This is a genomic window from Olivibacter domesticus, from assembly GCF_900109575.1.
GTDB lineage: Bacteria > Bacteroidota > Bacteroidia > Sphingobacteriales > Sphingobacteriaceae > Olivibacter > Olivibacter domesticus.
Genome location: NZ_FOAF01000002.1, coordinates 167,933 through 180,672, shown reverse-complemented (window position 1 = coordinate 180,672; position 12,740 = coordinate 167,933). Strand labels below are relative to the sequence as shown.

15 protein-coding genes are annotated in these 12,740 nt (G+C 34.7%); 12 read left to right on the top strand and 3 right to left on the bottom strand.

The genetic code is table 11. From position 1 onward, the window contains the following. Positions 1 to 49: 49 nt before the first annotated feature. The 12 genes from BMY50_RS11485 to BMY50_RS11430 all read left to right on the top strand — a co-directional run bounded on the left by BMY50_RS11485 (position 50) and on the right by BMY50_RS11430 (position 10,631). Positions 50 to 520, top strand: a complete 471-nt coding sequence (locus BMY50_RS11485) for a GAF domain-containing protein (RefSeq protein WP_093324263.1) — start codon at positions 50 to 52, stop codon at positions 518 to 520. A gap of 50 nt (positions 521 to 570) precedes the next feature. Next, positions 571 to 1,383 carry a hypothetical protein gene (locus BMY50_RS11480; protein ID WP_093324260.1) on the top strand — a complete coding sequence of 271 codons (813 nt, stop codon included), beginning with the start codon at positions 571 to 573 and terminating at the stop codon, positions 1,381 to 1,383. 67 nt (positions 1,384 to 1,450) lie between these two features. Continuing rightward, on the top strand, positions 1,451 to 2,353 hold the full coding sequence (locus BMY50_RS11475; protein WP_093324257.1) for a histone deacetylase family protein: 903 nt from the start codon (positions 1,451 to 1,453) through the stop codon (positions 2,351 to 2,353). An 11-nt stretch (positions 2,354 to 2,364) separates the two neighbouring features. Beyond that, complete coding sequence (locus BMY50_RS11470; protein WP_093324254.1) at positions 2,365 to 3,177, top strand: alpha/beta hydrolase; 813 nt, start codon at positions 2,365 to 2,367, stop codon at positions 3,175 to 3,177. A 33-nt stretch (positions 3,178 to 3,210) separates the two neighbouring features. Continuing rightward, entirely contained in the window at positions 3,211 to 4,266 is a 1,056-nt protein-coding gene (locus BMY50_RS11465; protein WP_093324251.1) for a nucleoid-associated protein, read from the top strand. An 18-nt stretch (positions 4,267 to 4,284) separates the two neighbouring features. Continuing rightward, complete coding sequence (locus BMY50_RS11460) at positions 4,285 to 5,364, top strand: DUF3810 domain-containing protein (protein ID WP_093324248.1); 1,080 nt, start codon at positions 4,285 to 4,287, stop codon at positions 5,362 to 5,364. Between the two features lie 173 nt (positions 5,365 to 5,537). Next, entirely contained in the window at positions 5,538 to 5,786 is a 249-nt protein-coding gene (locus tag BMY50_RS11455) for a type B 50S ribosomal protein L31 (RefSeq protein ID WP_093324245.1), read from the top strand. Between the two features lie 178 nt (positions 5,787 to 5,964). Further along, positions 5,965 to 7,152: a putative sugar nucleotidyl transferase gene (locus BMY50_RS11450; RefSeq protein ID WP_093324242.1), complete on the top strand. Its 1,188-nt coding sequence runs from the start codon at positions 5,965 to 5,967 to the stop codon at positions 7,150 to 7,152. 15 nt (positions 7,153 to 7,167) lie between these two features. Next, entirely contained in the window at positions 7,168 to 7,932 is a 765-nt protein-coding gene (tpiA, locus tag BMY50_RS11445) for a triose-phosphate isomerase (RefSeq protein ID WP_093324239.1), read from the top strand. A gap of 57 nt (positions 7,933 to 7,989) precedes the next feature. Beyond that, positions 7,990 to 8,841 (top strand): 50S ribosomal protein L11 methyltransferase, encoded by an 852-nt coding sequence (prmA, locus tag BMY50_RS11440; protein ID WP_093325729.1) that lies wholly within the window; start codon positions 7,990 to 7,992, stop codon positions 8,839 to 8,841. A 3-nt stretch (positions 8,842 to 8,844) separates the two neighbouring features. Next, positions 8,845 to 10,206, top strand: a complete 1,362-nt coding sequence (locus BMY50_RS11435) for a UDP-N-acetylmuramate--L-alanine ligase (protein ID WP_093324236.1) — start codon at positions 8,845 to 8,847, stop codon at positions 10,204 to 10,206. Between the two features lie 80 nt (positions 10,207 to 10,286). Further along, positions 10,287 to 10,631, top strand: a complete 345-nt coding sequence (locus BMY50_RS11430; protein ID WP_093324233.1) for a helix-turn-helix domain-containing protein — start codon at positions 10,287 to 10,289, stop codon at positions 10,629 to 10,631. 21 nt (positions 10,632 to 10,652) lie between these two features. On the opposite strand, the gene BMY50_RS11425 is transcribed toward BMY50_RS11430, so the two are convergent. The 3 genes from BMY50_RS11425 to scpB form a co-directional block, all read right to left on the bottom strand. Then, positions 10,653 to 11,765 carry an N-acetyltransferase gene (locus BMY50_RS11425; protein ID WP_093324230.1) on the bottom strand — a complete coding sequence of 371 codons (1,113 nt, stop codon included), beginning with the start codon at positions 11,763 to 11,765 and terminating at the stop codon, positions 10,653 to 10,655. A gap of 80 nt (positions 11,766 to 11,845) precedes the next feature. Next, positions 11,846 to 12,040 (bottom strand): hypothetical protein, encoded by a 195-nt coding sequence (locus tag BMY50_RS11420; RefSeq protein ID WP_093324226.1) that lies wholly within the window; start codon positions 12,038 to 12,040, stop codon positions 11,846 to 11,848. Positions 12,041 to 12,155: 115 nt separating this feature from the next. Continuing rightward, positions 12,156 to 12,716, bottom strand: a complete 561-nt coding sequence (gene scpB / locus BMY50_RS11415) for an SMC-Scp complex subunit ScpB (protein WP_093325725.1) — start codon at positions 12,714 to 12,716, stop codon at positions 12,156 to 12,158. Positions 12,717 to 12,740 lie beyond the last annotated feature (24 nt).

Genomic DNA, 12,740 nt, shown 5'->3' with positions numbered 1-12,740 from the left:
TATTCTGAAAAGTTCTTTATTTTGTCTTCGTAAATTAAGTGTTAAAAATATGGCCGAAAATTTAACGATACAAACGGGAACTAAAGAAAGTCAATATAAATCGCTACTACCTCAAATTAAAGCATTAATAGAGGGAGAAGATGACTTAATAGCAAATTTGGCTAATATTTCGGCCGCTTTAAAGGCTCAATTCAATTTCTTTTGGGTAGGTTTTTATGTTGTAAAAAATGAGGAGCTTATACTTGGGCCTTTTCAAGGCCCTATAGCTTGCACAAGAATAAAAAAAGGAAAAGGTGTTTGCGGTAGTGCTTGGGCAGAAAGTAAAGTCCTGATTGTACCAGACGTAGAAAAATTTCCTGGTCATATAGCTTGCAGCCTAGATGCAAAGTCAGAAATTGTCTTACCCTTTTATCGTAATGGAACTATAGTAGGTGTACTAGACATCGATAGTGATACCTTAAATAGTTTTGATAGTGTCGACAAAGAATACCTTACTCAGCTTCTCGCTTATCTCAACTAAATCAATTTGAACTTTACCCGCGCCAATTTGTTTAAGCATAAAAGAATATTATGCAGTATATTAAACAATTGGCAATATTAAATGCTAGCACTTATATTTTTGCTTTCGTAATATCAATGTTGGGCCAAACAGGGGCGATTGGCAATTATACTATGGCCGAAATTTCAGCGAAATATGAATCCGGCATTACACCAGCAAGCTTTACCTTTTCGATATGGTCTATCGTTTATCTAAGTTTGTTCATCATGGTTGTTTTTCATCTGATTCAGGCCTTCAGGAAAAACGAAAATTACATTACCAATAAAGAAATACCCTTATTAGGTGTTGTTTTTGCTGTTAATCAGCTTGCGATTAGTTTATGGGTATACACTTGGCTAAATGATATGTCGGGTATCTCGTTTGCATTATTGCTAATTCAACTCTTTACACTTTATGTGATAGACAGACGTTTGCAGATGTTAAACCCGAAAAAAGGTAAAATTTCGCTTTTCATTACGCAGTTGTCATTAAGTATTTATTTCGGTTGGATTACCATTGCTACCCTGGCTAATTTTGCAGCATGGCTAGTAAGTTTAGGTTGGTTGGCTGGTGATATGGATCTTTACCTAAGTTACGCGTTACTTTCTACTGCAATCGTTGTGGGATCGGTAGTAGTTTATTTTAAACATAATATTTTCTTTGGCCTAGTGATTATTTGGGCAATTTACGGCGTTATCATGAAACGTTTTGAGGTAGGCAACGAATTTTTTTATTCACTTGTTTATTTAGGGGCTTTTGGTATTATAATAGTGTTATTAGCCATTATCAAAACGGTATTAAATTACGCCGACATAAAGGAAAAACCGTACTTGAAGAATAAATGACAGATAAAATATAATAAATTCAATCGATAGTTAGTAATTTAGAGCGTTTTGACTAAGGAGTAAAAAATTGTTAAAGATTGCATTCGATCCAGTATATGTCCATCCTTTACCTACAGGGCACCGTTTTCCAATGTTGAAATATGAGTTAATTCCTGAACAACTTATATACGAAGGAATTGTTGAGCCAAAAAATTTTTTTAAACCACAACCAATAGAAGAACAATATATAACTTTAGCGCATAAACCATCTTATTGGTTAAAATTGAAAACCTTGAGCTTGTCATCTAAGGAAATTAGAAGAACAGGATTTTCATTAACCGAGCAATTGATAAAAAGAGAGCTTAGCATTGTACAGGGAACGATGGAAGCTTGTGATTTCGCTTTGCGAAATGGAGTTGCATTTAATGTGGCGGGAGGTACGCACCATGCTGGCAGTGATTGGGGAGAGGGTTTTTGCTTATTAAATGACCAGGCTATCGGAGCCCATTATCTTCTTCAACAAAAAAAAGCGAAAAAAATATTGATGATAGATCTAGATGTACATCAAGGAAATGGCACTGCAGAAATATTTGAAAACGAAGATAATGTCTTTACCTTTTCAATGCATAGCCAACGAAATTTTCCATTCAGGAAAGAGCAGTCAGATCTGGATATAGGTTTGCCGGATAACACGAAAGATGATGAGTATTTAGAGCTCTTGCAAGAGCATATGTTTTCGATAATAAATCATATAAAACCCGATTTTGTTTTTTACCTGGCCGGAGTGGATGTGTTAGCCACAGATAAACTTGGATGGTTATCGCTGACGAAAATGGGTTGTAAATTAAGGGATGAAGTTGTTTTTGAATACTGTAAGCAGTTTGGGCTTCCCATACAGGTTAGCATGGGGGGAGGTTATTCCTCTTTAATTAGAGATATCGTTGATGCTCATTGCAATACTTTCAAGACCGCAATAGACAAACTACTTTAATCATATATATTATGCATAAAATTATATTTTTTATAGGTTTTTATTTGACTACAGTCCTCGTACAGGGAGCTGAAGTAGATACTGTGCTTACCACTAGCAAGTCGATGAACAAAGCTATAAAAGCGGTGGTTATTAGGCCCACTAATGATGATGAAAAAAAGGAGATGCCGGTTGTGTATCTGTTGCACGGTTACAGCGGGAACTATGCTGATTGGATTAAAAAAGTTCCTGCCATTAAGCGATTAGCAGATCAATATCAATTTATAATTGTATGTCCTGATGGCGGATTTAGCAGTTGGTATTTTGACAGTCCAATTGATGATAACTTCAAATACGAGACATATATAGTGGATGAATTGATTCCGTTTATTGACCAAAAGTATAAAACCGTAAAATCGAGGGAAGGGAGAGCAATAACAGGCCTAAGCATGGGGGGGCATGGCGCCTTGTATTTGTCATTTAGACATCAAGACCTATTTGGAGCAGCTGGTAGTATGTCGGGAGGTGTTGATATTCGTCCATTTCCTTCCAATTGGGATTTAGCCAAGCGATTAGGTATGCAAGCCGAACATGCAGATTTGTGGGAAAAATATACCGTTACAAATATGCTTTATCTACTAATACCCAATAGACTATCTATTATAATCGATTGTGGTACGGGAGATTTTTTTTATAACGTCAATGAACAATTGCATCACAAGTTATTAGATCGAAATATTCCGCATGATTATATAACACGGGCTGGTGTTCACAATTGGGATTACTGGGCGAATAGCATACAATATCAGCTATTATTTATGCACCGTTTTTTTGTAGCGGAATAATAATATTAATTTAGCCCTTCTTAAAAAAGTAATATGTTGTCATTTTTTGAAGCTTCTTTAGCTCAACTCTCTATTCATCGTGTAGGAAATAAAATGTTGGATGAACATTATATTTTGTCTGACAAACCGTTAAATCTTCAAGACGAAACTTTGCCTAAGCTTTTAATGCAGTATTTTTTAACTCCATTTGAAAAGATAAACGATGTTTATCGCTTCACACATAGTAGTGGCGACTTGGAGTTAAACGAACTTTACCATTTCGTTCGACTTTTTTTTGAAGAGGAAATTGATTTTCATTCTATGAGTCAGCAGATCACCAAACACTTATATGAGTCGTCAAGCCACCCTAAAATAAAGGCTGGGGAGGTATATGTGGTGAATTTTGAACAGGTACAGCTGGAAGGAGAGACCTTAGCTGCAATAGGGATTTTTAAATCAGAAACAAAAGAAACCTATTTAAAAATCTATCCAGAGCATGGCGCTTTCAAAGTAGGATATGAAGAAGAAGCGATTAATATTCATAAACTTGATAAAGGGTGTTTAATCTTGAAATGCGAGCAGGAAGAAGGGTACAAAGTACTTGCCATAGACCAAACGAATAAACAAAACGAAGCCATTTATTGGAAAGACGATTTTATGCAGATAAAAATTAGGAATGATAATTTTCATCAAACGGGCAACCTAATGGAGGTGTGTAAAAATTTTGTGAATGAAAAATTAGATGGAGCTTTTGAAATGGAGCGAGCAGATAAAATTGATCTTTTAAATCGTTCCGTAGCTTATTTTAAAGAGAAAGAGGTCTTTGAAGTAGATGAGTTCACAGAAGAAATTTTAGGTAATCCTCAAGCTATCTCCATGTTTAAGGAGTATAAAACAAATTTTGAAGAAATGCATGACCTTGCAATAGGAGATACTTTTGAAATTTCTGAACAAGCTGTAAAAAAAGGAGCTAAGATCTTTAAATCTATCCTGAAATTAGATAAGAATTTTCATGTATATATCCATGGTAAACGTGAATTCATAGTGAAAGGTTTTGATGAGGAGAAAGGAATGAACTTCTATCAATTATATTTTGAGCAAGAAAGTTAACCTGACAAGATCGTTAAAATGAAGGAAAAGCTATATAAACAGCTCAAAATAGTTGCATTTTTACTTTTCTTGTTAATCGCTATATGGTGGTTTGGCCAAGATGCTGCTTTGGTCGAAAGATTTTATAGCGGTAAACTTTTCCCTGTTTTTGCTATCATAGGGCAAACGCTTGTTAGCCGGGTACCTTTTAGTCTCGGCGATTATTTGTATTGTCTCTTCCTATTCGTTTTTATACTTTTTATTGTCAACATCATTAGGTGCTTCTTTCAGAAAAATTATTTGAAAGCGATTACCCATTTCGTCCAATCCCTCATTTTTCTCTTGACTCTTATTATCTGTTTCTATCTTTTTTGGGGCTTAAATTATTTTCGAATCCCATTGGAAAAGCGAATGGGCTTGGATATGAATATAAACCAATCATGTGAATTATTGGAAACTACCGTTTTATGCATTGATAAAGCGAATGAGCTCCGAAGACTTTTAAGGCAGCAGGATTTTCAGCGGAGCAATCAGCAAATTTTCTTGCAAGCGCAAAATCTATTAGCAAACAGTTCCTCTTTACGTCCCTATTTATTCAGCTACCTTCCAATGATTAAAAGTCCCATCACTAATCTTCATGTTAATTATACAATGGTTGCCGGGTATTTTAATCCATTTACGCAAGAGGCTCAAGTTAACACAGCTATGCCTGTGTTCTCAAAACCATTTACCGCATGCCATGAATTAGGACATCAGGCTGGCATTGGCTTTGAAGATGAGGCAAACCTGGTTGGATTTATTTTATGTATAGAAAGTGATGATTTACTTTTTCGTTACTCCGCCTATTATAATGCTTTGTTTATGCTTTTAGCTCAGTTGGCGGTGGAAGATAAAAATGCCTATTTTAATGTATTAAAACTTATCAGTCGGGATGTACTGAACGACGCTGAAACAGAAAATGCATACTGGAAAAAGTTTGATGGTATTTTAAATCATGCTAGTTCCCGTTTCTATAATGAATATCTACAACTTAATAACCAACCGGAAGGATTAATGCGTTACAGTAGAATGACCAAATTACTTATAGCTTGGAAAAAAAGCTCAACTTTGAAGCGTTAACAATGTGGAAAAATTAGTTAATATATTTTGATTGATTTGTTTTAATCACTATCTTTGCAGCCTTAAAAGAAATTAACAATTAAAAAAATATACACATCATTGACCTTTGATATTATTCGTTACAGCTATTAAAATTATCAAATGAATATGGTGTTAGTAAACTGGTTATCATAATGAAGAAAGATTTGCATCCATCAAATTACAGATTAGTGGTGTTTAAGGACATGTCAAATGAATATGCTTTTATCACTAAATCTTGCATTGACACTAAAGAAACTATCCAATGGGAAGACGGTCAAGAATACCCTTTAGTTAAGTTAGAAATTTCTCATACTTCACACCCGTTCTATACTGGTAAAATGAAGTTAGTAGATACCGCGGGGCGTATTGATAAATTTCGTACCCGTTATAACAAAAAATAGGATTATACGATTTTTAAATATAAAGTCTCGATGTTTTATCGAGACTTTTTTATTTTTGGATGGAATTGCATCGTTAATATTTAACGCGTTTTGCGATGTAACGCTCTTAAGGAATTATAAAATTTTCATTACTGATTGAACAAATCAATAGCTTCTCATAAATAAAGAAATAGCTAGTATGCAAATAGTACTTTTCGATGATAACGAGTTACGAATAAATTTTTACCCCCTAAGCCTTACCAGACCAGTTGCTGATCTGCGCGTAGGAATATTAACCATAGCTGAAAAGTGGTCAAAATGGTTGAAATTGCCTGTATCTTATTTGACCGCTGCATACTTACAACCAAAGTATCCCTTAGCAGACTCGGAGGAAGACATACTCTTAATCAAAGCAAATATATGTCCTGACGAAGCGTTGTGCGATCAGATTATATCTTTAAAATATTCTGAAAAACTTTCTAACGGGAAAGGATTTATAGCTGCTCATACTACTGTAACGGAACTACGGCAACGGGAAGAATTTAATTTTGACGGATATAGACGTATAAATTATGATCACGCCATTGCTTGCATAAATTATCCTGAAGATATCTTCAGGCAAAATGGTGAAGAGATAAGAAAAGACTTTAGTTTACTAACAGCTGGTAGAGTGTCTGCAGCATTGAGTAGCACTAACACGATTATAGGCGATCATATTTTTGCCGAAGAAGGTGTATCTGCAGAATGTTCAACTTTTAATTCCTTAAAGGGGCCTATTTACCTAGGTAAAAACAGCGAGATATGGGAGGGATGTCTTATTCGTGGCGCATTTGCATTAGGTGAAAATTCACAAGTTAAAATGGGTGCGAAAATATACAGTAACGTTACCGTTGGACCTTCAAGCCGTGTTGGAGGAGAGTTAAATACATGTGTTATTTGGGGTAATTCTTCCAAAGGGCACGATGGTTATTTTGGAAGTGGCGTAATGGGTGAATGGTGTAATTGGGGTGCAGACACAAATAATTCTAATCTTAAGAACAATTATAAAAATGTAAAACTGTACCATTATGGGCTAAAACAGTATAGAGATACAGGCTTACAGTTTTGTGGGTTGATAATGGGGGATCATGCAAAATGCGCAATTAACACCGCCTTTAATACAGGTACGATAGTTGGTGTTGGTGCAAGCATATTCGGAAATATAGTGCCCCCGACCTTTGTCCCTGATTTTTCATGGGGTGTAGGTGAAAGTGCCGAAATTTATGAGTTAAATAAAATGTTTGAGACTACTGAGTTGGTTTTTGATAGACGTAATCGTAAATTTGACGAGATCGAGAAATCAATTTTAAAAGAAGTCTTTCGAATAGTAGGGAAACAACGAACATAATAAATTAAGTAAATCATGCGAAAAAAAATTGTAGCAGGTAATTGGAAAATGAACCTTGATTATCAGGAAGGGTTAAGTCTTCTTTCTGAGATAGTGAATATGGTTAAGGATGAGGTAATAGGAAATCAACAAGTTATTATTTGTAGCCCATTTATTCATCTACATGCTATTGCTTCTTTAGCTAAGGAAGTTGACAATGTATCTATTGGAGCTCAAAACATTTATCAAGAAGAATCGGGAGCTTATACAGGCGAAATATCGGCTAAACAAATCTTGTCAACCGGTGCTAAATATGTCATACTAGGACATTCTGAAAGAAGAGCTTATTTTGGCGAATCTGATGAATTACTTGCAAAGAAAGTAGACGTTTCTTTAAAGAACAATTTAACGCCAATTTTCTGTATAGGAGAAACAAAAGAAGAACGAGAGGCTGGTGACTATTTTAATATCATCAAAAGCCAACTGCAAAAGGGTGTTTTTCATCTGTCTTCTGAAGATTTTTCTAAAGTTATCATTGCTTATGAACCTGTATGGGCAATAGGTACTGGATTAACAGCGAGCCCTGAACAGGCGCAGGAAGTCCATGCTTTTATCAGAAAAGAAATCGAAGAATATTACAACGCGGTTATAGCTGATAATACAAGTATATTATATGGGGGTAGCTGTAACCCCAAAAATGCTCCAGATTTATTTTCGCAAGCAGATATTGATGGCGGATTAATAGGTGGAGCATCCTTGAAATCTAGAGATTTCACAGACATTATTAAAGTGTTTAATTAGCCTTATACATTTTTATAAAGGTACATGCTTTATCATGTACCTTTTTACGCTCACCAAATGGATTATAGCGAACTTATCTTTACCTCTGATAGTGAGGATGGCTGGCAGCAAGATTTATTAATAAATGATCTTGCTGAAATTGGATTCGACACCTTTGAAGAAACTTCCAGTGGTTTTAAAGCATATATTGCTAGTGCCACGTTAGATCTTGCAGAAGTAGAACGTATTCTGTTAAAATTGCCAGAAAGTTTTTCTGTTTCGTACGTTGTCAATAAGATTGAACCACAAAATTGGAACGCTGTCTGGGAAAGTAATTTTGAGCCCATATATATATCCGATAAGTGCTATGTAAGAGCCACCTTCCATGAACAGAAACCGAATTACGAATACGAAATAATTATAGACCCTAAAATGGCGTTCGGCACAGGACACCATCAAACCACTTCGTTAATGATGACCTATCTATTAGATACTAATCTCGACGGAAAAAGGGTGCTGGATATGGGGTGTGGTACTGGTATCCTTGCTATTTTAGCAGCAAAAATTGGCGCTTCCGAGATAACTGCTATTGATTACGATCCTATTTGCTATGCAAGTGTTAAAGAGAACATTGAATTAAACCAAGTGTCAAATATAAAGGCTCTTTGTGGCTCGAAAGAAGCAATACCCGATGAAATTTACGATGTTATTCTAGCTAATATTAATAGAAATATCTTGCTGGATCATTTAAGAAGGTATGCGGAGTCCCTTAAACCAAATGGGCTTCTTTTTTTAAGTGGTTTTTATGACGGAAATGATTTGGAGCAGATTATCGCTGTCTCCGAAACTATAGGCCTCATTTATAAAGATAAAAAAACTCAAAACAATTGGGTGGCAGCAAAATTTGAAAGAAACAATTCAAAAATATAAGATATGCGTGTCCATTTTATAGCTATTGGCGGAAGCGTTATGCATAATTTAGCCATAGCTTTGTCAAAAAAAGGTTATTTGATAACTGGTTCGGATGATTATATTTATGAACCTTCAAGGACCAACTTAGCTAATAATGATTTGTTACCTGACAAATTGGGATGGGATCCAGAGAGGATAACAGATGAAATAAATGCCATTGTACTAGGCATGCATGCTAAGGTTGATAATCCGGAGTTGCTGAAAGCTCAAGAACTCGGACTTCCTATTTATTCTTACCCAGCATATATTTATGAACAATCAAAAGAAAAAATAAGAGTAGTAGTAGGGGGAAGTCACGGTAAGACTACTATAACTTCTATGATAATGCATGTTCTGAAGATACTTGCAAGAGATTTTGACTATGTGGTAGGTGCTAAGTTGGAGGGCTTTGAAACGATGGTTAAAATTACCAAAGATGCCCCATTGATTGTAATTGAAGGCGATGAGTATTTGGCATCGGCTATCGATAGGCGACCTAAATTTCTTTTATACCACGCGAATATCGCATTAATTAGTGGTATTGCTTGGGATCATATCAATGTTTTTCCGACTTACCAAGAATACTTAGAACAATTTAAACTTTTTATAGAAAGCATTGAATCTAAGGGGACTTTAGTATATAATAAAGATGACAAAGAGGTACAGGAATTAGTGTCTAATAATAATTCTAGTATCAACAAACATGGTTATAAGCTCCCTGATTTTACCATAAATAAGGGCATAAGCTATCTTAGTACAGCCAAAGGTGATATTGCGTTACAGGTTTTTGGAAAACATAACCTATCTAACCTTGCTGGGGCGTTCACAGTTTGCGAATGGCTTGGTGTAAGTCGAGAGGAATTTTATAAGGCGATTAGTAGTTTTAAAGGAGCGGCGAGAAGATTAGAATACGTTGCTGATTATGATGGAAGCGTTGTATATAAGGATTTTGCGCATTCGCCATCAAAAGTAAAAGCCTCCATTGAGGCAGTAAAGGAACAATACCCGAACAATAAACTGATAGCAATTGTTGAATTACACACGTTTAGTAGTTTGAATGAGGAATTTCTACGAGAATATAGCGATACTATGCAAGGTGCTGATGAGGCAATTATATTTATTGACCAAAATTCTTTTAGGCAAAAAAATATTTCACCAATTAATGCGTTAACTATTAAGAAAGCATTTAATAGGGAAGACGCAATCTATTTTACTGATATTGAATCTTTGCAGCTCTATATTAGCGAAATAGGTCATAAAGAGAAAAATTTACTCTTTATGAGTTCGGGTAATTTTGGCGGTATCAATCTTGTTAACTTATCGGATAAGTTTTTTAATTCGTAAAGTTTATTTATATATTTGATATAGTAGATTTACTGCTTTTTACTGAAAATTTACCTACCAATCAAAAATATTATAATAGGATGAAATCTTTAGGAAAAAAAATAAGGTTACTAAGGCACCAAAATGGTTGGAGTCAAGAAGATGTTGCCAAGAGATTAGATATATCAATTCCTGCTTTTTCCAAAATTGAAACCGGTATTACTGATGTTAATCTTTCAAGATTGCAACAAATAGCCAAGTTGTTTGATATGAGTGTTGTACAATTATTAAATTTTAATGATGCAGATGAAGAGAAAAAGTATACAACTGACTTAGAGCAAGCAAACAAAAAACTACAGGAGAGGAATAATGATGTTATTGAATTGCAGAAGAAAGTAATTGAACTTTATGAAGAGTTAAGAAAGAATTACGCAGGTAAGAATTAATTTCGAATATAATATGCTACATTAGAATTTATATTGTAATGTAGCATGTTTTTTTCCAAAGGTAGCTCCTGTAGCTTTATGAATTGCTAACATTTCTTTGTTAAAATCACCCACCCAGGACAATTCCAATTCTTTGTATTTCCCTAATGGTAAAACATATTCTTTCAATTTAATAAAGAGTACTGATTCAAGTCCATGTTTTTGAAAAGCTCTTTTAGTGCCCATTACGATAGCACGCATCCTTTTTACTTTTTTTGTTCTTTTTAATAGAAATCTGATGCCATTAAGTAGTCCCATCCGGCCATTAAAGTCTTTTATAATCTCATTGGCGTCTGGCAATATCAGGATGAAAGAAGTAGGTTCTCCATTTACATAGGCAAACCATATTAGTTTTTCGTCCATAATGAGTTTCATTTTACGAAATGATTCCATGATGGTTTCCATTTTGATTGGTCGGAAATTCTCAAAACCTTCCCAAGCATCATTGTAAATTTCCATGAAGTCCTTCGCAAATTGGCTGAGATTTTCCTTTTCAAAATGTCTAAAAGTATAACCAGGTTTCTGCATAACCCAATTTGCTATTTTGGTGAAGCGCTCGGGAAAAGGTTGATTTACATCTAGATGGTTTGTGATTTGTTCATATAATATAGTGAACCCATATTTTAAAAAAAGATCTTTATAGTAAGGCTTATGATAATTCATGCCATAAGATGGAGGTGTGAAGCCTTCAATGAGCAGTCCCCAGAAATTGTCATTTTCCCCAAAGTTGATAGGGCCATCCATGGCCTTCATGCCCTTTGAAATTAGCCAATCTTTTGCCACATCAAATAATTCTTTTGCAGCAAAAGAATCATTTATGCATTCGAAAAACCCAATTCCACCTGTTGGGTAAAGATGTGCATATGCTTTTTCGTAATTTATGAAAGCAGCGATCCTCCCAACTGGCTTCTGATCTTTTATTAGTAACCATCTTTCGCATTCACCGTGTTGATGAAAATTATTCTTTTTAGGATTAAAAATTTGCTTAATATCATTATCTAGAGGGCATATCCAGCTTGTATCATCTTTATATATTTCTCTTGCGACTTCTAAAAATAACTTTTCGTGTTTCTTACTACTTACCTGAATAACCATTTTACCCTTATATCTTTAACAAAAAAGCACTAAGTATAAATACTAAGTGCTTTATATCCTATAGTTCGATGATCGAAAGACTAATAGTCTTCCTCATCGTCAAAATCATCAAAATTGTCGAAATTATCCAAATCGTTAAAATCAAAATCGTCATCGTCTTCATCATCAAAACGTTTCTTTGGTTTTGAATCTGTGGGTGCGATACCAGATCTGCCTGCCTTTTTTGCTGGATTATTTGATCCAATTTTTTTGTCTGTCTTTTTGGGCGTTTTCATTTCCAATTTTAAATAGTTACGCTTTTTTATATTGCTTGGTTTTGTGTGATAAAATTACGAAGATTTTAAAACAGTCGAGAAATTTATTGAAAAATAAATATCGAAAATTTATTTTTTATGCTGTAGCTTCTCCTATGCTCTGTTCTTCGCTTATTATATCTTTTAATTTTGGCAAATCAGCTGTCGTATTTATTCCAAAATAATCCATAAACATCTTGCTTGTTCCGTACAACAAAGGTTTTCCTACCGCTTCAGACTTTCCGGAAATGTGGATAAGATCTTTCTCGAGTAATTTTTGGATAGAATAGTCGCAGCTTACACCTCTAATTTGCTCTATCTCTAGCTTAGTGATAGGTTGCTTATAGGCTATTATAGCCAATGTTTCCAAAGCTGCTTGACTCAATTTCTTTTTTGAACGATGAATCTGTAATTGATTGACAATCTTATTATACTTTTTCTTTGTAAGAAACTGATATCCGTTATTTATATGATACAATTGAATGGCGTAAAGTTCGTCGCTGTACTTATGCTCAATAGTTTGTATCGCATTTTCAATTTCGTCGCTTGTCAACTCGTATTCTAATGCATCTCGAACAACTTGTTTAATATCATATATTTCAACACTTTGCTCTGAAGCAAAAATCAATGCTTCGATATATTGTATAATGTTTTCAATCATCCTGCAACGCGCTTTACTCAA

Coding starts and splice junctions, on each gene's coding strand:
- BMY50_RS11485 (WP_093324263.1), top strand. CDS start 50: ATGGCCGAAAATTTAACGATACAAACGGGAACTAAAGAAAGTCAATAT.
- BMY50_RS11480 (WP_093324260.1), top strand. CDS start 571: ATGCAGTATATTAAACAATTGGCAATATTAAATGCTAGCACTTATATT.
- BMY50_RS11470 (WP_093324254.1), top strand. CDS start 2,365: ATGCATAAAATTATATTTTTTATAGGTTTTTATTTGACTACAGTCCTC.
- BMY50_RS11465 (WP_093324251.1), top strand. CDS start 3,211: ATGTTGTCATTTTTTGAAGCTTCTTTAGCTCAACTCTCTATTCATCGT.
- BMY50_RS11460 (WP_093324248.1), top strand. CDS start 4,285: ATGAAGGAAAAGCTATATAAACAGCTCAAAATAGTTGCATTTTTACTT.
- BMY50_RS11455 (WP_093324245.1), top strand. CDS start 5,538: ATGAAGAAAGATTTGCATCCATCAAATTACAGATTAGTGGTGTTTAAG.
- BMY50_RS11450 (WP_093324242.1), top strand. CDS start 5,965: ATGCAAATAGTACTTTTCGATGATAACGAGTTACGAATAAATTTTTAC.
- tpiA (WP_093324239.1), top strand. CDS start 7,168: ATGCGAAAAAAAATTGTAGCAGGTAATTGGAAAATGAACCTTGATTAT.
- prmA (WP_093325729.1), top strand. CDS start 7,990: ATGGATTATAGCGAACTTATCTTTACCTCTGATAGTGAGGATGGCTGG.
- BMY50_RS11435 (WP_093324236.1), top strand. CDS start 8,845: ATGCGTGTCCATTTTATAGCTATTGGCGGAAGCGTTATGCATAATTTA.
- BMY50_RS11430 (WP_093324233.1), top strand. CDS start 10,287: ATGAAATCTTTAGGAAAAAAAATAAGGTTACTAAGGCACCAAAATGGT.
- BMY50_RS11425 (WP_093324230.1), bottom strand. CDS start 11,765: ATGGTTATTCAGGTAAGTAGTAAGAAACACGAAAAGTTATTTTTAGAA.
- BMY50_RS11420 (WP_093324226.1), bottom strand. CDS start 12,040: ATGAAAACGCCCAAAAAGACAGACAAAAAAATTGGATCAAATAATCCA.